Origin of the sequence: Allobranchiibius sp. GilTou73 (assembly GCF_021391335.1) — a bacterium.
Lineage (GTDB): Bacteria > Actinomycetota > Actinomycetes > Actinomycetales > Dermatophilaceae > Allobranchiibius > Allobranchiibius huperziae.
The window spans coordinates 804070-824229 of record NZ_CP090051.1 but is presented as its reverse complement, the minus strand read 5'-3'; the positions used below and the strand labels follow the sequence as shown (position 1 = coordinate 824229).

Sequence of the window (20160 nt, the reverse complement as noted above, 5' to 3'; positions counted from 1 at the left end):
CGAACGAGCAGCTACTGAGGACGGTCCGTGTCGTGAAGCTCCAGGTCGAACGCGATGTGCTGGCCGAAGCGGTCACCTGGGCCGTACGCGGCCTGTCCACCCGCCCGCCGGTACCGGTCCTGGCCGGTGTGCTGCTGGAAGCCGCCGAGGACTCGCTCACGCTGAGCGCCTTCGACTACGAGGTCTCGGCCAAGGTCACCGTTCCCGCTCAGGTCGACGAGCCCGGCGAGACCCTGGTGATGGGCCGGCTGCTGTCGGAGATCTCCCGGTCGCTGCCGGCCAAGCCGGTCTCGCTGGCCGTCGACGGGTCCAAGCTGACGGTCTCCTGCGGGTCCAGCCGGTTTGCGCTGCAGCAGATGCCCACTGCGGACTACCCCACGCTGCCGATCTCTCCGGAGCCCAGCGGTTCGGTGCAGGGCGACGTCTTCACCCAGGCGGTCGCGCAGGTCTCCATCGCGGCCGACCGCGGCGACACCCTACCGATCCTGACCGGTGTCCGGATGGAGATCGAGGGCGACAAGCTGAGCCTGTTGGCCACCGACCGCTACCGGCTGGCCCTGCGCGAGCTGACCTGGAACCCCAGCACCGCGGACGCCTCGCACGTCGCGCTGATCCCCGCGCGCACGCTGTCGGACACCGCTCGTGCCCTCGGCGCGTCCGGCACGGTCGGCATCGCCCTCGGTCACGCGGCAGGCGGTGAGGGCCTCGTGGGGTTCGAGGCCGGTCGACGCCGCAGCACCAGCCGACTGCTGGACGGGGAGTACCCGAAGGTCACCGCCATCTTCCCGACGAGCGTGGACACCGTCGCGGTGCTCAACACCGCCACGCTGACCGAAGCCGTCAAGCGCGTGGCGCTGGTGGCCGAGCGCAACGCCGCCGTACGGCTGCGCTTCAGCGAGGGCCAGGTCGGCATCGAGGCCGGTCAGGGCGACGACGCCCAGGCCAGCGAGGCCGTGGAGTGCAACCTGCAGGGCCCGGAGCTGGAGATCGCCTTCAACCCGCAGTTCCTGCTCGACGGCCTGGGAGCCATCGGCACGTCGTACGCGCGGATGTCCTTCACCCAGCCCAGCCGGCCCGCGGTGCTGTCGGGGCAGGCCGAGGCGGACGGCGACGCTGACGAGAGCTACCGCTACGTGCTGATGCCGGTGCGCTTCGCGAGCTAGACCGTGCGCAGCGCAGGTTGTGAGCGAGCGCAGCGAGCACGCGGCCGCAGCGGAGTACGGTCGCGGCTCGCGAACGAAGGAACAACGAGCTAGCCCGTGCGCAGCGCAGGTTGTGAGCGAGCGCAGCTGAATCCGCGATTGTCAGCGGATCAGTGGCATCTGCGCCGGTAGGACGCTGACAACCGAGCGGGAGTAGCGTCGGGCCCGAGATCGGCTCGCGGATCCTGCGAGTACCTGACCACTGGCGAACAAGGAGTTGGACATGCAGATCGGCTTGATCGGGCTGGGCAAGATGGGCGGCAACATGCGCGACCGCATCCGTGCCGCAGGTCACGAGGTCGTCGGGTACGACACCGACCAGAAGATCAGTGACGCCAAGGACCTCAAGGACCTGGTCTCCAAGCTCTCGGCGCCGCGGGTGGTGTGGGTGATGGTGCCCGCCGGCAAGGTCACCGACTCCGTGATCAACGACCTGTCCGACCTGCTCGAGGCCGGCGACCTCATCGTCGACGGTGGCAACAGCAAGTTCACCGACGACGAGCGGCACGCCCAGGAGCTGGACAAGAAGGGCATCTCCTTCGTCGACTGCGGCGTTTCCGGCGGCGTGTGGGGCAAGGAGGCCGGGTACGGCCTCATGTGCGGTGGCAGCGACAAGGACGTGGAGCGCGTCATGCCGGTCTTCGACGCACTGCGTCCCGAGGGCCCTCGCGATGAGGGCTGGGTGCACGCCGGCGACGTCGGCGCCGGGCACTACGTGAAGATGGTCCACAACGGCATCGAGTACGGGATGATGCAGGCCTACGCCGAGGGCTACGAGCTGCTCGCGGCCAAGGAGATCGTCAAGGACGTGCCCGCCGCGTTCAAGGCCTGGACCCGCGGCACCGTCGTGCGGTCGTGGCTGCAGGAACTGATGGCGACCGCCCTTGCCAAGGACCCCGGTTTCGACAAGATCTCCGGTTTCGTCAATGATTCCGGCGAGGGCCGCTGGACCGTGCAGGAGGCCGTGGAGTACGGCGTGCCCATGCCGGTCATCTCCGCCTCCCTCTTCGCCCGGTTCGTCTCCCCGCCAGGACGACTCCCCCGCGATGCAGGCCGTGGCCGCGATGCGCAACGAGTTCGGCGGCCACCCGGTCACCCTCAAGGGCCAGAAGGGCATCGTGACCGACCACTAGTCCCTCGGCAGGATCTGGCGGGTAGGTCGGGGAGCGTACGGCGGGCGGTCGTGCTCCTAGACTTCCCACGGTGTACCTGCGACGGCTGACTCTGACCGGATTCCGGTCCTACGAGCAGCTCGAGCTCGACTTCGAGCCCGGCGTCACGACGCTGGTCGGGCGCAACGGACAGGGCAAGACCAACCTGGTCGAGGCCGTCGGCTATCTCGCCACCCTCGGATCGCACCGGGTCGCGACCGACCACCCCTTGATCCGAGCCGGTGACGAGCAGGCCGTCGTCCGCGCGATCGTGGTGCGCGACGGGCGTGAGCAGAGCATCGAGATCGAGATCTACCCCGGGCGGGCCAACCGCGCACGCCTGGGTCGAGGGGCTGCCGTCCGTCCACGCGACATCCTCGGCAGTCTGCGCACCGTGCTCTTCGCGCCGGAGGATCTGGCACTGGTCAAGGGCGACCCGGCCGGCCGTCGCCGCTTCCTGGACGACCTGCTGGTGGCGCGCCAACCGCGGTGGGCCGCTGCGCGCTCGGACTACGACAAGATCCTCAAGCAACGCAACGCGTTGCTGAAGAACGCCCGCACGTCCCGGAACGATGCGGCTCTCGCCGATTCGCTGCCGGTGTGGGACACCCACCTGGCCGCCACCGGAGCGAACCTGACCTATGCGCGGCTGCGGCTGTTGCGCGACCTCGCGCCGTACGTCGGGCAGGCCTACGACCAGGTCAGCGACAGCGTGTCCGGGGCCCGGATCGACTACCAGTCCTCGCTGTCCGGGTTGTCGCCTGCGGCCGACGGTGAGGTGCCGGGCGTCGAGGAGATCACCGCCGCGCTGCACACCGGCTTCGCCGAGCAGCGGTCCCGGGAGATCGAGCGTGGCATCACTCTGGTCGGCCCGCACCGCGACGACCTGGAGCTGACGCTGGGCGAGCTGCCCGCCAAGGGGTATGCCAGCCACGGGGAGTCCTGGTCGTTCGCCCTGGCGCTGCGGCTCGCGGGCTACCAGCTCCTGCGCGCCGACGTGGCGACCGATCCGGTGCTGGTGCTGGACGACGTCTTCGCCGAGCTCGACGTGGGTCGGCGCACTCGGCTGGCGACCCTGATCTCGGACTGCGAACAGGTGCTCATCACGGCCGCCGTTCGTGACGACGTACCGCCGGAGCTCGCGGGCCGGCTCTACGACGTACGCCGGGGCGCGGTGACAGTGCCCGCGGCCGGCCCGTCGGCTGGGCTCGAGGTCGAGTTCGACGAGGCCGCTGACGAAAGTCCGTCCGACGCCACGGCCACGGGGGCCGCATCGTGAGGGGCGACGAGGAGCAGGGGCCGCCGTCCGTCCGGGCCGAGGAGGCCGACGAGGCCGAGGGAGCCGAGGAAGCACTGTCCACCGACCGCTTCGCTGCGGCCCGTGAGGCACTCGCACGGGCTCGAATGAGCGCTTCCGAGAGGGGTTTTCGCCCCGGAGCGCGGATACCCAAGCGTCGGCCGCGCGCTGGTGACATCGGTCAGGGCCGCGGCCGCGACGACGGGCGGGACCCGTCCCTGCTGGGGAACCAGTTCGACAAGCTGCTCTCCGAGCGCGGCTGGCAGCTCGACGTCGCGGCCGGCGCCGTGATGGGCCGCTGGCGGGAGATCGTCGGTGACGACGTGGCGGCGCACAGCGAGCCCGTGGCGTACACCGACGGCGTGCTCACCGTGCGTGCCGATTCCACGGCCTGGGCGACCCAGCTGCGACTGCTCGCCTCGACGCTGCTGGGCAGGATGGAACAGGTGGTGGGCACCGACGTTGTGACCGAGTTGCGGGTCACCGGACCCGGCTCGCCGTCGTGGTCCCACGGCCGCCGCAGCGCCCCGGGACGAGGGCCGCGCGATACCTACGGTTGAGCGGAACGGCGGGGTCGCCCTTACCGTGGTCGTGCAATCTGTACGCAACGGCAGGATTTCCTTTACCGTGTCAGACCATCACGAACCACGTACGCCGGCGAGCGACGACACCTTCGACGACCTCTTCCCGGCCGATCGAGGATCCCGCGCCCGAGCCGCGGACCACCCCACCGACCCCGCCGGATTCACCGCTCGACCCCCGAGTGGTTCCGTGTCCATGTACGACGCGCCTCCTCCGGTCGAGACCGGGTGGGACCGGGCGGACGCACCGAGTTACGACGGTCGGATGGTCGGCTCTCCCCCTCCGCCGCGGGGAGCGAGCATGGTGCTGCCCTGGGTGGTGATCAGTGCGTCGGTGCTGGCGATCGCGGTCGTCGGGTTCATGATCCTGCGCGGCCAGCGCACCCACCCCAACACCGCGGTCACCCCGGTGGTCACCCGCACGGTGACCAGCACCCCGTCGCCGAGCGGTAGTTCGACCGCGCCGTCCACCTCCTCGTCCGGGTCGAGCAGCAGCTCCTCGTCCAGCAAGGCGTCGACGCCGGCCCCGGCGACGGCGCCCCCGCCCGGCTTCGAGAAGTGCAAGGGCACCGACACCGGTTACAAGGTGCGCGGCTCGGGCACGACGTGCGCCTTCGTGGCCGATGTCGCGAACCAGGCGACCAGCCGGGTGGCCTCCGCCACGGGCAGCAGTTTCAGCTTCGACGCGACGAGCAAGAAGACCGGGCAGACCTACACGCTGACCTGCGTGGTCGGCCCGTACATCGAGTGCACCATCCCGCCGAGCGGTCCCAAGACGTCGCAGACCTACATCTACGTGATGCGGAACTGACCGACGTCGCTGATGCGCGCTGCAGCGGCTCTACGGGCCCCCGCACGTACCGGTGGTCGTGAAGGGCATCGTTCTGGCCGGGAATGCCGCTCATATGACGATCCTGAGGATGCCCTGGGGGTGCGGGAGGGTAGACTGAGATCCTGACCCCAAGGTCCCGCCGAACGAGCGCTCATTCCGATACGAGCGTCGGCGCGCCGATCGACACGGGGTCACTCTTGCGTCATCACCCGAAGGAGCAGCGTGCCGCAGCCTGCCTCGTCCGCGAACGGCCCCGACGACTCGACACCCGACGAGACACCCGATCTCGACGGTGCGGTCGTCACCCCCGAGACCACCGGTGACTCCGTCCCGGTGCCTCCCGCGACCCCGAAGCCCGCGAAACCCCCTGTCGCCGACGAACCGGCGTACGACGCGGACTCGATCCAGGTGCTCGAGGGCCTGGAGGCGGTGCGCAAGCGACCCGGCATGTACATCGGCTCGACCGGTGAGCGCGGTCTGCACCACCTGGTCACCGAGATCGTGGACAACGCGGTCGACGAGGCGCTGGCCGGGCACAACGACCGGGTCGACGTCACCCTGCTCGCCGACGGCGGCGTGCGGGTCATCGACCAGGGCCGCGGCATCCCCGTCGGGATCCACCCGACGGAGGGCGTCTCCACCGTCCAGGTCGTACTGACCCAACTACACGCCGGCGGGAAGTTCGGCGGTGGCGGCTACAAGGTCTCCGGTGGCCTGCACGGAGTCGGCTCCTCGGTCGTGAACGCCCTGTCCACCCGGCTCATCGCCGAGGTGCGTCAGGCCGGCCGCCGCTGGGTGATGGAGTTCGAGAACGGCGTGCCGCTGGCTCCGCTGGAGGACGTCGGCCCCACCGAAACCCCGGACGACCACGGCACGACGATCACCTTCTGGGCGAACGCCGACATCTTCGAGACCGTCGACTACACCTTCGACACGCTGCGTGCGCGCTTCCAGCAGATGGCCTTCCTGAACAAGGGCCTGACGCTGACGTTGACCGACGAGCGCCCCGGGCATGCTCAGGACGACGACGACGCCGCGAAGGACGAGGCCGCCGCGGAGGGCAGCGAGGCACCCACCGGGGCGCCCGAGCGCGTGGAGTACCGCTACGACAACGGGCTGCTCGACTACGTCGCCTACCTGAACTCCTCCAAGAAGAACGAACCCGTGCACGAGCAGATCATCTGGTTCGAGCACGAGGACCCCGACCGGTTGCTGTCGGTCGAGGTGGCGATGCAGTGGACCGCGGCGTACGCCGAGTCGGTGCACACCTACGCGAACGCGATCAACACCCACGAGGGCGGCACCCACGAAGAGGGCTTCCGCGCGGCGATGACGAGCCTGATCAACACCTTCGCGCGCGAACAGAAGCTGCTGAAGGAGAAGGACGACAACCTCACCGGCGACGACATCCGCGAGGGCCTGACCGCCGTCGTGTCGGTCAAGCTCGGCGAGCCGCAGTTCGAGGGTCAGACCAAGACCAAGCTCGGCAACTCCGAGGTCAAGGGCTTCGTGCAGACCGCGGTCCGCGAGGAGCTGCAGCACTGGCTGGCGCAGCACCCCAACGAGGGCAAGATGATCGTCCGCAAGTCGGTGCAGGCGGCAGCGGCGCGGCTGGCGGCCCGCAAGGCGCGTGAGGCGACCCGACGCAAGGGCCTGCTGGAGTCCGGCGGTCTGCCCGGCAAGCTGCGCGACTGCCAGTCCAAGGACCCCACGATCAGCGAGGTCTTCATCGTCGAGGGCGACTCGGCGGGCGGCTCGGCCACCCAGGGCCGCAACCCGCACAACCAGGCCATCCTGCCGATCCGCGGCAAGATCCTGAACGTCGAGAAGGCCCGCATCGACAAGGTGCTCGCCAACAACGAAGTCCAGGCGCTGATCTCCGCGTTCGGCACCGGCATCGCCGAGGACTTCGACATCACCAAGGCGCGCTACCACAAGATCGTGCTGATGGCCGATGCCGACGTGGACGGCATGCACATCCGTACGTTGCTGCTGACGCTGCTCTTCCGCTTCATGCGGCCGCTGGTCGAGGCCGGCTTCGTCTACCTGGCGCAGCCGCCGCTCTACCGGATCAAGTGGAGCAACCACGAGCACGAGTTCGCCTACTCCGACCGGGAGCGCGACGGTCTGATCGCGCAGGGTCAGAGCCAGGGCTGGCGACTGCCGAAGGACGCGCCGACCCAGCGCTACAAGGGTCTGGGCGAGATGAACGACCACGAGCTGTGGGACACCACCATGGACCCCGACCACCGCACACTGCTGCAGGTCACGCTCGACGACGCTGCCGCCGCCGACGAGATCTTCGCGGTGCTGATGGGTGAGGACGTGGAGTCGCGTCGGGGGTTCATCCAGCGGAATGCCAGAGACGTTCGCTTTCTGGACATCTAGGCACTCGCCAGTGTCCGCGGAATCGCGCAGACGCATGCACGAATCCGCGGACACTCGCAGGCGCAGCCCATCGCATGAGCAGAAACGACTGAGGATCAAGGGAATTCATGTCTGACGTGACAGGCCCCCCGGACGGCGAAGGCCCCGGACGCACCGGCATCGAGGCCACCGACCTCAACGCGGAGATGCAGCGCAGCTACATCGAGTACGCGATGAGCGTGATCGTGAGCCGCGCGCTGCCCGACGTACGCGACGGGCTGAAGCCGGTGCACCGCCGCATCGTCTACGCGATGTACGACGGCGGCTACCGCCCCGACCGCGGCTACAACAAGTGCAGCCGCGTCGTCGGCGATGTCATGGGTCACTACCACCCGCACGGTGACGCGCCGATCTACGACGCCATGGTGCGACTGGTGCAGCCGTGGTCGATGCGCTACCCGCTGGTCGACGGGCAGGGCAACTTCGGCTCGCCGGGCAACGACGGCGCCGCGGCGCCGCGGTACACCGAGTGCCGGATGACGCAGTTGTCGATGGAGCTCGTGCGCGACATCCACGAGGAGACCGTCGACTTCGAGCCCAACTACGACGGCAAGACGATGCAGCCGGTCGTGCTGCCGGCGCGCTACCCCAACCTGCTGGTCAACGGCTCGGCCGGGATCGCGGTCGGTATGGCGACCCAGATCCCGCCGCACAACCTGCGCGAGGTCGCCTCCGGAGCCCTGTGGCTGCTGGAGAACCCCGAGGTGACCCGCGAGGAGCTGCTGGAGAAGCTGCTCACTCTGATCCCGGGCCCCGATTTCCCAACGGGCGCGCTGGTGCTCGGTCGCCGCGGCATCGAGGACGCCTACCGCACCGGTCGCGGCTCGATCACGATGCGCGCGGTGGTGGAGGTCGAGGAGATCCAGGGCCGGCAGTGCCTGGTCGTGACCGAGCTGCCGTACCAGGTCAACCGGGACGCGCTCGCGGAGAAGATCGCCCAGCAGGTCAAGGACGGGCGGATCGCCGGCATCGCCGACCTGCGCGACGAGAGCTCCGGTCGTACGGGGCAGCGCCTGGTCATCGTGCTGAAGCGCGACGCCGTGGCCAAGGTGGTGCTGAACAACCTCTATAAGCACACCCAGCTGCAGCAGAATTTCGGCGCCAACATGTTGGCCCTGGTCGACGGGGTGCCGCGCACGCTGCCGATCAGCTCGTTCATCAAGCACTGGGTGGACCACCAGATCGAGGTCATCCGGCGGCGTACCGAGTACCGGCTGCGCAAGGCCGAGGAGCAGATCCACCTGCTGCGCGGCTACCTCAAGGCGCTGGAGATGCTCGACGAGGTCATCGCTCTGATCCGGCGCAGCCCGTCCGCGGACGAGGCGCGCACCGGGTTGATGGAGTTGCTGGACGTCGACGAACTCCAGGCGAGAGCCATTCTCGACCTGCAGCTGCGCCGGCTGGCAGCGATGGAGCGTCAACGGATCACCGACGACCACGACGAACTGCAGCGGATGATCGAGGACTACCAGGACATCCTGGCCAAGCCCGAGCGGCAGCGCAGCATCGTCAGCACCGAGCTGACCGAACTCGTCGAGAAGTACGGCGACGAGCGGCGTACCCAGATCGTGCCCTTCGACGGCGACATGTCGATGGAGGACCTGATCCCCGAGGAGGACGTGGTCGTCACGATCACCCGCGGGGGCTACGCCAAGCGCGTGAAGATGGCGGAGTACCGCTCCCAGCGGCGCGGCGGCAAGGGCGTGCGCGGTGCGCAACTGCGCGGCGACGACGTGGTGTCGACCTTCTTCACCACCTCCACCCACCACTGGCTGCTGTTCTTCACCAACGCCGGCCGGGTCTACCGGATCAAGGCGTACGAGCTGCCGGAGAGCTCGCGGGACGCCAAGGGCCAGCACGTGGCCAACCTGCTGGCGTTCCAGCCGGATGAGCAGATCGCTGAGGTGATGGCGCTGCGCGACTACACGACCGACCCGTACCTGCTGCTCGCCACCCGTCGCGGGCTGGTGAAGAAGACCCGGCTGACCGAGTACGACTCGCCGCGCTCCGGCGGGCTCATCGCGGTCAACCTGCGCGACGGCGACGAGCTGGTCGCGGCAGCGCTCGCCGCGCCGCTCGACGACGTGCTGCTGGTCTCCCGCAAGGGACAGTCGGTGCGCTTCCACGCCACCGACGACAGCCTGCGACCGATGGGTCGCGGCACGTCGGGTGTGACGGGCATGAAGTTCCGGGGCGGCGACGAGCTGCTCGCGATGAACGTCGTGGCCGACGGGGAAGACCCCGACGTGTTCGTGGTCTTCGAGAACGGTCTGGCCAAGCGGACCGCCAGCTCGGACTACCCGACCAAGGGCCGCGCCACGCTCGGCGTCAAGGTCGCCAACATCTCCGAACGCGGTGGCGACCTCGTCGGTGCGCTCACCACCCACGACGGCGACGAAGTGCTCGTCGTGATGGAGAAGGGCAAGATCGTGCGCTCGCGGGTGGATGAGGTGCGGCGAACCGGCCGATCGACCCAGGGAGTGCAGTTCGCGACCCCCGACAAGGGCGACGCGATCGTGGCCGTGGCGCGCAATGCCGAGGCAGAGGTCGAAGAGCTGGCCGATGATGCCGTAGCGTCAGGGACGGAAAACCCTGTGCCCGGCGAGACTGGGACTACAGATCCGCAGGAGTCTGGAGATCCTGAGTGAGCACTGACACGCCTAACGACACCGCACGGGCCGCCAGCGATAGCCCGGCGGCGCGCCTGCCGGGCAAGGCGGGGACCTCCGGGGCCCGCAAGGCCCCCGCACCCGCGGCCAACCGTGGGGGCAGGCCCGCGTCTCGGCCGGCCGCCCGTACGTCACGGCCCGGCCGAGCGACCCCGCGACGGGTCCGTCTGTCGCTGTCCAGGGTCGACCCCTGGTCGGTCTTCAAGATCGCCTTCCTGCTCTCGGTCGCCGTGGCGATCGCGGGCGTGGTGATGACCGGGGTGCTGTGGACGGTCCTGTCCGGGATGGGCGTCTTCGGCAACCTGAACGACCTGCTGCGCTCGATGGACCGCAAGGGTTCGTCGTTCAACCTCATGGACTACATCGGCTTCGGGCGGGTCATGTCGCTGTCGGTGGTCATCGGCGTGATCGACATCTTCCTGATGACGGCGATCGCGACCCTGGGCGCGTTCCTCTACAACATCTGCTCCTCGCTGGTCGGCGGCCTGCACCTCACGCTGACCGACGAGTGACCTCCGACCTGCGTCGATAGGGTCGCCGCGCGCTCTATAGGGCGCGCGGCGACTCTGCTCTCAGCGCTGGCGTTTTGGCTGGTCCCGGGGGTTGAGGTAACCTCGTTCGGCGCCTGACCCGCGGTTTCGTGGGTGGGCGCACTGCGGTGATACGGGCCTATAGCTCAGTCGGTTAGAGCGCTTCCCTGATAAGGAAGAGGCCACAGGTTCAAGTCCTGTTAGGCCCACCACCAGCCGTTCGGTACGCGCTCCCCGCGCGTGCCCGTCGTACCACCAGGAGGACCGATGCTGAAGAAGATCGTCGTGCTGGCAGGTGCTGCTGCAGCGGCTGCTGCCTTCAAGAAGAAGCGGGACCAGGACAAGGCCGGCAAGGACCTCTGGGCCCAAGCCGCCGACAAGCCCCCCACAGGCGGTTCGTCCGGCGTCTGACCACCCCGCGCTGTACGGCGCGACTCCTATCTGCACCTCGACGTGCGGGTGGGAACACCAGAGCCTGGGGTGTTAGCTCAGTTGGTAGAGCATCGCCTTTGCAAGGCGAGGGTCAGGGGTTCGAATCCCCTACACTCCACAATCCGCAGGTAGAAGGCCCTCTCCGCTGAGGCGGGAGGGCCTTCGCCATGTCCGAACTTCAGAGAAGCGCAGCGATTTCTGACGCAACTGCGATAGCGCGCCCCTACTCTTGAATCCACTGCATCGGGGGTTACGCGGCCCGACCGGGCTGCTTGTCAGACAGGGGGCAAACGCCATCAACTGTTCCGCTAAGAGTTCAACTGCGTTCGCAGTAGCTGTCTCGGTCATCTCACTCGCTGCGTGCGGGAGCGGTGGCAGCAATGCTGCGGTAACCACCACGATCACCAAGACCGCCGTCACCAGCAGTACGCCGTCATCGAGTCGAACCCCTACCAATAGCCAAGCCCAGACGGCCAGCAGCCAGGCGCCGACGGCGAGCAGCCAGGCCCAGACCACGTCATCGTCCAATTCTCAGGTACTCGCGTTTGGCTCCACGTCCCCGCAATCCGGTGGCATCACTACCAGTATAAGTAAGCCGCATCGATACAGCGTGAGCTCATCTGAGACAGATAACGAGCCAGATATCCTGGGTTCGAAGTGGTATGAGGTTGCGATTACGGTAACCAACGTGGCCGATGCCGAAGCGCCGTTCAATACGAGTCAGATCTCGCTGAGCGTGACGAGCGGAACCTCAACCGTCACCACGATTACTGACTGTGGCACACCCACCCAGCCAGGCTGTAACGAGCCGAGCGGCTATTTGCTTCAGGGTCGTTCCATCACTTGGTACGAGGCGTACCCAGTCGTACCGGGGACTCGGCTCACCATCGAAGTGGACAACCTGGGGAACTTCTCGCAAACCACCCCACCCATATTCGACGGCACTGTCTTCTAGTCAGTTGCGCCTAGCACGCCACAGCGGGTGGCCGGGCGCGCCACTCAGTTACGTGGTGGCAGCCGCTCGCCTGGTCCTCGGGCGGTCAGGGGTGCGGGATGTCGAGGTGTGCGCGGACGGCGCGCACGAATTCCTCCGGCGCGTTCTCGTGGATCAGGTGCCCTGCGTCGATCGTGGTGAAGGTGCCGTCCGCGACCGATTCGGTGAGCTCACGGACGTGTTCGGCGGGTACGAAGCTGGTATCGCCGCCACTGATCGCCAGGATGGGCACGCTGATCTCCTGAAGAATCCGGGTCCAGGACGTGCCGGGCGCGTCGATCTCCGGACGGATCTGCTGCACCATCTCCCAGTCGAAGTCGAGTCGCCCTTCGGGCCGGGTGGGGGCTGTGGGGTGTCGCGGGTGGAGCACGCCGACGTCCTCGAGGACGAGCCGCCGGATCGGCGTATCGGCCGCGACCGCAGCCCTGCAGGCGACCAGTCCGCCCAGCGAGTGGCCGATCACGTCGAGGTCGGACGCGAGCTGTGGAAGGAGGTCGATGATGTCTGCGGCCATCGTTTCGATGCTGTACCGCCCTGGCCAGGTGCTCGTCCCATGGCCGCGCAGGTTGACGGCGTGCACGATTCGATCGCGGCACAGGTCGTCGGCGACCGTGTCCCAATCCCGTGCCGTCGCACCGGTGCCCGCAAGGAGCACCACCGGCCGGCGACTGCTGTGCTCGCTCGGCCAGGTGCGGGTCGCCAGTGAGATGCCGTTGGCGATGAGGTCGTGTTCGTACGCCACCACGCCATCATCACCGGCCCACGGCCGATTGCGCATGCAGTGACGGCCCAGGGCGTTCCACGTGAAACAGACCCCCTGCAACGTGTTCCGGCTGTCGCTCGCCATGTATGAGGGCCGGTGACAAGCTCGGGTGATGACACAGAACGCTGAGCCGCACGCGATACAGGGAGCCCCGTCGTACATCGAACTGGGCGTCGAGGATGCCGACCGGGCGCGAGCGTTCTACGGCGCGCTGTTCGGTTGGAGGATGAATGGCGCCGCCGGACCGGGCCAGGCGAGCACCGGCGGGTTGGACATCGGCATCCACGATCACGACCCGTCATCGCTCCTGGAGGTGTTCTTCACGGTGAACGACCTGGACTCCGCCATCACGAAGGTGGCCGAGCTGGGTGGCCGGATCGTCGGCGACGTCCACGCGGAGAGTGCCGAATTCGGGCGATGGGTGGAGTGCGACGACGACCAGGGCGTGCGGTTCGGACTGCGTCAGCCCGCGGGCTGACGCAGCCCGGCGTCCTGGTCGCCCGGGCCGGCCTCGACGATGCGCCGTACGTCGGCGAGATCGAGATCGAACGGGCCGATCCGGGTCAGCACCCAGGAGGCGCCGCGGTCCAGCCAAGGGGCCGGATCCTGCTCGGGCCGAAGGTCGAGCACGACGTCGAAACCCGGCCCCGGATCGTGGCGGCCGAGATCGGCGGTGACCTCGTCGAGGTCCTCGGGCCCGTCCAGCCCGATGACGAAGAAGCCGTCGTACCGAGCTGCCCGGCGCGCCGGCGCACGGTTGCCGAATCGGCCCGCCAGCCAGATCGGCACGGTCGCAGCCGGCCGGAAACGGACATCCCTGGCGGCGTAGTGCGGTCCGTCGTGGTCGACCGGGTCCCCGCTCAACAGCGCGCTCAGGACCTCGAGCCCTTCGTCGAGCATCCGACCGCGCACCCTCGGGTCCGTCTCGTCGCCGAACGCGCTGAACTCCCCCAACCCGTCGTCGCCCAAGCCCAGGCCCAGGACGAACCGCCCTCCGGAGAGCACCGCCAAGCTGGCCGCCTGACGGGCCAACACCTGGGGCCGGCGGCGCGCCAGTGGGGTCACCATCGGTCCGAAGAGCAACCGCTCGGTCCGCATCGCCACCGCCGCGCAGCAGGTCCACACGTCCGCGATCGCCTCGACGCGGTCGCCGTACTGCAGGTGGTCCCAGAGGAAGAACCCGTCCCAGCCGGCTGTTTCGGCGCTGGCGGCCAGGTCACCCACAACGCGCGGGTCGGCCAGGGCATCGAACGGGGCGACGAACAGCCCTCGGCGTGTGGTCACCCCCAGAACGTTACTTCCGAGATCCCGACCTCATCGACGTTGCTCCTGTCCTGAGCGGGGTAGATGGCGGCGATGTCGAAGATCAATTTGTCGGTCGTGCAGGACATGTCTATCTCTTGCGGATTCTCCCAGGCGTCTGATGAGGTATCGGTGAATTCCTTCAGATCCTGCATTCGAGGCGTCGCCCCGCACCCCCGGATCTGGACCGTGTTGATCGTTCCGGTGTCGCGATAGGCCTGGATGTTCTTCGCGAGCCCGTTGGTGACGCACAGGAGTTTGATGTTTTCTTTGTGCGCGAAATCCCAGCTGATGGTGTCGCCGTTCTTCCCATGCGTCCCCCATCCGTACTCGACCCAGGCGGTCTGTCGTTTGCCGTCGTACGTATTGGTGTAGATGTACTCGTCGTCATGACTCTGGTGGTAGTAGTCGATCGCGTCGGCATTGTCGGGGCTCTTGCGGTGGTAGTACCCCGTGTCCTTGCAGGTCGGCCGGACCTCCAGACTGGGGTGCTTCGCGATCCACCAGATCCTGTTCGCCGCATCTTGGGTGCGACCTTCGACCCCCAGAGGCTGAAGGAGGAACGTGCCGATCACGATGGTGGCGATCGCTCCCGCGGTGCTGATCGCCAAATACTTCCCGAGTCTGTTGAAAGATCGTCCGATCGGAAGTCGTGAATCATGTCCGTGGCCCCGGCGGCCGGACTGAGGACGCGAACGCGGCTGGGTCAGGCGTTGACGCACGCGGCGGTGGCGCGAGGCCGGGGAACCACGCGACCTGCGAATGGAGGGACCGCTCTCCTGCCGTGGGTTCCCCACGACGCATCCTCTCTGCCCAAGAAGTGAACGTTCGAAGCTAGCACCGCATCGAAGGACCGATCCGGTGCTTCTCGCGAAAAGCGCCCATCACCAAGGGGTCGGCGACCCCCGATCGCGCAGGTGACGTGGGCCCGTCAGTTTCTCCGGGCGGCGACGAGTCAGGCGCTCTGCGCGCGACGGCGGAGGATGGCGCGTTCGCCCTCGTTCTTCGTCCGCCCGGCAGCCTCGGTGAACGCCTCTCGCGCCTGCGCATGAAGCCCGGCCCGCTCCAACAGGTCACCGCGCACGCTCGGTACGAGCGGCGAGTCGGGCAGGGCCTCCTCGCCCAACGCGTCGAGTACGGCGAGCCCGGCGTCCGAGCCGAACGCCCGTCCATGCGCGACGGCACGGTTGACCTCGACGACGGGACCGGGTGCTGCGGTCGCCAGGACGTCGTACAGGGCCGCGATCCGTCGCCAGTCCGTGGCCTCGGCGCGCTCCGCCCGTGCGTGCTGTGCAGCGATCGAGGCCTGCAGGAAGTACCGACCCACGGGCTGTCCGCGTCCGGCGAGTCGCTCGGCACGGTGCAGAGCTTCCAGTCCGCTACGAATGAGCGTCTGGTCCCAGCGGCTGCGGTCCTGCGCCTCCAGCAGGACGGGAGCACCGTCGGAGTCGAGCCGCGCGGGCATCCGTGAGGCCTGCAGCTCCAGCAGCGCCTGCAGTCCGAGCACCTCGACCTCGGCCGGGGCGAGCGCGGCCAAGATCCCGGCGAGCCGGATCGCCTCGTTCGCGAGATCGGGGCGCATCCAGTCGGCGCCCGCGGTGGCGGCGTACCCCTCGTTGAAGATCAGGTAGATGACGCCCATGACATCGTCGAGGCGATCGGTCCGCTCCTGCCCCGTCGGCAGCTCGAACGCGGCGTGCGCGTGCGCGAGGGTCTTCTTTGCCCGTGAGATGCGTTGTCCCATGGTCGTTTCGCTCACCAGGAACCCGCGGGCGATCTCGGCCGTCGTGAGACCTCCGACCAGCCGCAGCGTCAGCGCGGCCCGGGAGTCGGCGCTCAGCGACGGGTGGCAGGACAGGAAGATCAGCCGCAGCACGTCGTCTTCGATGTAGTCGATCTGCGCCTCGAGGTCGGGCACCTGCGCCTCCTCTCCCCCGGGGGCGTGCTCGAGCTCCGCGACCTTGCGCCGCAGGACGTCGGTGCGCCGGAAGTGATCGACCCCTCGACGCTTCGCGGTGGTCATCAGCCACGCGCCGGGGTTCTGCGGCACGCCTGTGGCGGGCCACTGCTCGAGCGCGGCCACCAGCGCGTCCTGGGCAAGGTCCTCGGCCAGGTCGACGTCGCGGGTCATTCGGGTGAGCGCGCCGACGAGGCGGGCCGATTCGGCCCGCCACGCGGCGACGATCACCCCATTCGGGTCATCCGTGTTGGTCTGCGCCGGCACCGGGCCAGCGTAGTGATCTCCGGCTCAGTCTCCGGGCTCCTCCGGACCGGTGGAGATCTGGCGCAGCGTCGAGATCACGGTGACCTCGGGCCAGTGCTTCGCGTGCAGCTGGGCGAACTCCTTCTGGTCGGCCACGGCTGCCTCCATGCTGTCGTACTGCATGATCGCCCACCCGCCGACGACCTCCTTCGCCTCGGCGTACGGACCGTCGACCCGGCTGACCTCACCCTTGCGCGAGATGAAGTTCACGGCGTCCTCGGTGCCGTAGAGGCCACCGCCGTCGAGGAACACCCCGTTGGCACTCTGCTTGCCGATGTACTCGTCCATCGCCTCGAAGAGCGCCTTCGGCGGCATACCGACGCCCTCTTCCATCCTCACGAACCCCATGAAACGCGGCATCGCGATCACTCCTCCTGGTTGGTCGGACCTGCTTGTACCCGTACGTCGAACGCTGACCACCATCTTCGACACGGGGGTTGCGGATTCTTTTGAATCTGCGTCCGGGGCCGTCTTTCTACCGCAGGTGAACCGTGGCCGCATTCGATCTGGCTCGGGTTGCAGGGAACTACTGATAGAGAAAAGCACTCGTCTCATCGACTGCGACGCAGAAGGTGCTGCTCGCGCAGGAGATGGCTTTCAAGTAGCCCTCAGGCTGGGGCTCGACAGGGTTGGGGGTCGACCAGGTAGCCCCGTTGAACGTCACGACGGCGGCGTTGACGATAAGCGCGCAGAACGTACTCGCGGTGCACGAGATTGACGCCGGGCCGTTGTCCCCGAGCGACGGCGAGCCCCGAGCCGACCACCTGCTGCCGTCGAAGGTGAACGCTCTCCCCACATCATCAACGGCTGCGCAGAAGGTGCTCGTCGCGCAGGAGATGGAGCTGATAACGCGTCCCGCCGCGACCGGGACGGACCTGGACCAGGTGGTTCCGTCGAACGTCACCACGTACCCGTCGTACGTCGTGGCGGCGCAGAAGGTGGTGCCGGCGACGCACGACACTCCGACGAGACCGCCGTAGGTGTTCACGACAGAGGTGGGGGCTGACCAAGCAGCACCGTCGAACATCGAGGCGTCGCCGTACCAGCCGACGGCGACGCAGAACGTGCTGGATGCGCAGGAGAGCGATCGCATGTAGCCGACTTGGGCGGGCGTCGACCATGACGTGCCGTCAAAGATGGAAGCGTCGTGGTTGGAGTCCAAGGCGGCGCAGAAGGTGATCGATGGGCATGAGACCGACGTGAACGCGATGCCAGGATTGACGAGGTGCAATGCGGACCAGGTGCGCCCGTCGAAGTGCAGGACGTTTCCTGCGAAGTCCACGGCCATGCAGAACGCGCGCGAGGGACACGAGACGGACGCGAGCGGGCCCTGGACCTCGATGTTCGAGGGGGTGTGCCACGTGGAACCGTCGAATATCACTGCGTAGCCCGAGTCGTCGATCGCTGCGCAGAAGGTGCTCGATGCGCACGACACTGCCTGCGTGGTGCCCGGCGTGTCGGTGTCCGCAGGTTCGGACCAGTTCGCTCCGTCGAAGCGCACGTCGTGTCCGACCGCGTCAGCCGCGAGGCAGAACGTGGTTGAGGGGCAGGTCAACGACACGATCTGGTTGGCAACGTGTAGGACGACCGGGTCCGTCCAGGTCACGCCGTCGAACGTCGCGGCCATTCCGGATTTCGACACGGCGACGCAGTAGCTCGTAGAGGGGCAGGCCACCCCGGCCATGTCGTCGAAGAGATCCACGGGCGCACGCTCGGACCACACCGAACCGTCGTAGGTCACGGCGGTGCCGGCATAGTCGACCGCGACACAGAACGAGCGAGACGCGCACGAGATGGACTCGATCGGCTCCGGGCTGATGGTCACGGGCATGGACCAGTTCATCCCGTCGAAGGTGACCACCTTCCCGCTCTTGTCGACTCCGGCGCACATGCTGCTGGACTGGCACCACAGCTTGGTCAGACCACCATCTGGATAAGGATTCGTCGGCTTCGACCACGAAGTCCCGTCGAAGGTGACGACGTTCCCGGCCTCGTCCACCGCACCGCAGTAGTCGACCGTCGGGCATGACACCGACGTCAACGACTGGCCGGGGTCAATGGATCGGGGCGCGGACCACGCGCCCCCGTCGTAGGTGAGCGCATTCCCGTGGCCATCGACGATCACGCAGAACGTGCTCGCTGGACAGGCGATCGACCGCGGACCACCGGCGAAGTCGTCGACGACCTGCGGCGGACCCCACGAAGCAGCCGGTGTGTACGCGTACCGGTCGCCGATCGCGACCGCGGATGTGCCTCCCTGCGTCGTCACTCGCACATCGACCGTCCCGACCGAACCGGCCGGAGTCGCCACCGTCACGGAGGTGGGTGAGAGCACCCGCAACCCCGTGCCGATCGAGTTTCCGAACTTCACCGACGTGGTGCCGAGCAGGTTGGTGCCGGTGATCGTCACCGTGGTCCCACCCAACGCCGAGCCGGTGGCCGGGGACACCCTGTTGATCGAGGGTGCGGCCACGCCGGTGATGGCTCGCGACGCAGACGTGTACCCGGCGGCGGTAGTCGTCGGGTCCACGACGATCCGGTACGCCCAGGTGCCCGCACCGGGCACCCACAGAGGAACGGACACCTGACCGGCTGCGCCCGTCGTGAGGGCGGCCACGGCCGCCCACGAGGAAGACCCCGCGGGCGCCCGCTGCAGCCGTACCGATCTGGACACGTAGCCCGCCCCGGACTTCACGGTGACCGGCGCCTGCACCGTCATCGGCAGCGACACCGACATGCTCGTCGTGGACCAGCCGAGCGCCGTGGTCGCCAGGCCCGTAATGCCCCTGATCGTCCGGGTGGAGGACGTGTAAACCGCAGCGGTGGTGGTCGGCGCAACGTCGATCCGATAGAGCCATGTGTTCACGGCCGCTACGGGCAGGGACACCGTCACACTGCCGGACGTGCTTGTGGTGAGAGTCGAGGTCGTCGTCCACAAAGTTGTCCCGTACGGCGCACGCTGCACTCGTACCGTGCGCGCCTGGTAGCCGGTGCCCGTCTTCACCTTCACCGACACAGTGAAGGAGTAACCGACCGCGCCGGACGAACTAGTGGTCGACCAGCCGGAGATCGCGGTAGGGAGGCCCGTGATCCCGGTGATCACCCGATTCGGCGAGGTGTACGCGCTCGCGGTGGGTGATGCAGCAACCGATAGGCGGAACACCCAGCGTGCCGCGGTCGGAACTGTCAGCACGGCCGTGTAAGCGCCGGCCGGGGAGGTCGTCCCGGACGCGACCGTCGACCAGGACGACGACCCATACTCCGCACGTTGGACCTTGATCGCCCGAGCGATGTACCCACTTCCCGTTCTCACTGTCACAGGGACGCTGAACGAATAACCGAGCGCGGCGGACGAATTGGCGGTCGACCAACCTGTGACCGTGGTCGACGACGCTGCAGATGCCGCAGGTGTGGTCAGTCCCAGGGTGGTCAGCAGGCCGATGGTCAATGCAGCAAGAATGCGGCGCAACATCCCGTACCCCTCTGAAGCGCGGTGCCGTCGGGGCAACCGATCCATTACCGACCACACGCGAACCCCGTGTGCACATCACCCGATGCGGGCAGCTGAGTATGACGCATGGGGTGGCACTTGGTGACAGGTAGCTGCATGTGACCTGTGCAGCAACCGGTCATGGGCTGTGCGCGAACTTTCCCGGCGCCTCCTGTCAGAGACAGTCACCGTGCGGCCCGCGCGTGATGGCCGTTGGACAGCGCCGA

At 67.9% G+C, this 20160-nt stretch carries 16 protein-coding genes, 2 tRNA genes and 1 pseudogene; 13 read left to right on the top strand and 6 right to left on the bottom strand.

All coding sequences use genetic code 11. From position 1 onward, the window contains the following. Positions 1-32: 32 nt before the first annotated feature. The 12 genes and pseudogenes from dnaN to LVQ62_RS04000 all read left to right on the top strand — a co-directional run bounded on the left by dnaN (position 33) and on the right by LVQ62_RS04000 (position 12076). Entirely contained in the window at positions 33-1163 is a 1131-nt protein-coding gene (dnaN, locus tag LVQ62_RS04055) for a DNA polymerase III subunit beta (protein WP_233765447.1), read from the top strand. Between the two features lie 262 nt (positions 1164-1425). Then, a pseudogene (gnd, locus tag LVQ62_RS04050) lies at positions 1426-2335 on the top strand (phosphogluconate dehydrogenase (NAD(+)-dependent, decarboxylating)). Positions 2336-2405: 70 nt separating this feature from the next. After that, a complete protein-coding gene (gene recF / locus LVQ62_RS04045; RefSeq protein ID WP_233765445.1) occupies positions 2406-3632 on the top strand; it encodes a DNA replication/repair protein RecF in 1227 nt (408 codons plus the stop codon). Further along, on the top strand, positions 3629-4210 hold the full coding sequence (locus tag LVQ62_RS04040) for a DUF721 domain-containing protein (protein ID WP_233765440.1): 582 nt from the start codon (positions 3629-3631) through the stop codon (positions 4208-4210). Before recF ends, LVQ62_RS04040 begins: the two co-directional genes overlap by 4 nt. A gap of 67 nt (positions 4211-4277) precedes the next feature. Beyond that, positions 4278-5042: a hypothetical protein gene (locus LVQ62_RS04035; protein ID WP_233765425.1), complete on the top strand. Its 765-nt coding sequence runs from the start codon at positions 4278-4280 to the stop codon at positions 5040-5042. A gap of 243 nt (positions 5043-5285) precedes the next feature. Continuing rightward, positions 5286-7451: a DNA topoisomerase (ATP-hydrolyzing) subunit B gene (gene gyrB, locus LVQ62_RS04030; protein ID WP_370639665.1), complete on the top strand. Its 2166-nt coding sequence runs from the start codon at positions 5286-5288 to the stop codon at positions 7449-7451. A 107-nt stretch (positions 7452-7558) separates the two neighbouring features. Beyond that, positions 7559-10138, top strand: coding sequence for a DNA gyrase subunit A (gene gyrA, locus LVQ62_RS04025; RefSeq protein ID WP_233765423.1), 2580 nt, complete (start codon positions 7559-7561; stop codon positions 10136-10138). Beyond that, positions 10135-10671, top strand: coding sequence for a DUF3566 domain-containing protein (locus LVQ62_RS04020; RefSeq protein ID WP_233765419.1), 537 nt, complete (start codon positions 10135-10137; stop codon positions 10669-10671). The genes gyrA and LVQ62_RS04020 overlap by 4 nt, the downstream gene beginning before the upstream one ends. A gap of 153 nt (positions 10672-10824) precedes the next feature. Next, positions 10825-10901 (top strand) — tRNA-Ile (locus tag LVQ62_RS04015). 55 nt (positions 10902-10956) lie between these two features. Further along, on the top strand, positions 10957-11100 hold the full coding sequence (locus LVQ62_RS04010; protein WP_179483397.1) for a DLW-39 family protein: 144 nt from the start codon (positions 10957-10959) through the stop codon (positions 11098-11100). 66 nt (positions 11101-11166) lie between these two features. Continuing rightward, a tRNA-Ala gene (locus LVQ62_RS04005) sits at positions 11167-11239 on the top strand. Between the two features lie 570 nt (positions 11240-11809). Then, positions 11810-12076: a hypothetical protein gene (locus tag LVQ62_RS04000; RefSeq protein WP_233765405.1), complete on the top strand. Its 267-nt coding sequence runs from the start codon at positions 11810-11812 to the stop codon at positions 12074-12076. 85 nt (positions 12077-12161) lie between these two features. Here LVQ62_RS04000 and LVQ62_RS03995 read toward each other — a convergent pair whose 3' ends face one another. After that, entirely contained in the window at positions 12162-12857 is a 696-nt protein-coding gene (locus tag LVQ62_RS03995) for an alpha/beta fold hydrolase (RefSeq protein WP_233765403.1), read from the bottom strand. 133 nt (positions 12858-12990) lie between these two features. Between LVQ62_RS03995 and LVQ62_RS03990 the strand changes: the two genes are divergently transcribed. Beyond that, the gene (locus tag LVQ62_RS03990; RefSeq protein WP_233765401.1) at positions 12991-13356 is read left to right on the top strand and encodes a VOC family protein; all 366 of its coding nucleotides are present in this window, start codon (positions 12991-12993) and stop codon (positions 13354-13356) included. On the opposite strand, the gene LVQ62_RS03985 is transcribed toward LVQ62_RS03990, so the two are convergent. The 5 genes from LVQ62_RS03985 to LVQ62_RS03965 form a co-directional block, all read right to left on the bottom strand. Continuing rightward, complete coding sequence (locus tag LVQ62_RS03985) at positions 13341-14162, bottom strand: LLM class flavin-dependent oxidoreductase (RefSeq protein ID WP_233765399.1); 822 nt, start codon at positions 14160-14162, stop codon at positions 13341-13343. The genes LVQ62_RS03990 and LVQ62_RS03985 overlap by 16 nt on opposite strands. Next, complete coding sequence (locus LVQ62_RS03980) at positions 14159-14791, bottom strand: hypothetical protein (protein ID WP_233765397.1); 633 nt, start codon at positions 14789-14791, stop codon at positions 14159-14161. The genes LVQ62_RS03985 and LVQ62_RS03980 overlap by 4 nt, the downstream gene beginning before the upstream one ends. A gap of 344 nt (positions 14792-15135) precedes the next feature. After that, positions 15136-16404, bottom strand: coding sequence for an RNA polymerase sigma factor (locus tag LVQ62_RS03975; RefSeq protein WP_233765385.1), 1269 nt, complete (start codon positions 16402-16404; stop codon positions 15136-15138). 24 nt (positions 16405-16428) lie between these two features. Further along, positions 16429-16803, bottom strand: a complete 375-nt coding sequence (locus LVQ62_RS03970; protein ID WP_233765383.1) for a YciI family protein — start codon at positions 16801-16803, stop codon at positions 16429-16431. Between the two features lie 166 nt (positions 16804-16969). Next, positions 16970-19453: an IPT/TIG domain-containing protein gene (locus LVQ62_RS03965; protein ID WP_233765381.1), complete on the bottom strand. Its 2484-nt coding sequence runs from the start codon at positions 19451-19453 to the stop codon at positions 16970-16972. Positions 19454-20160: the final 707 nt, after the last annotated feature.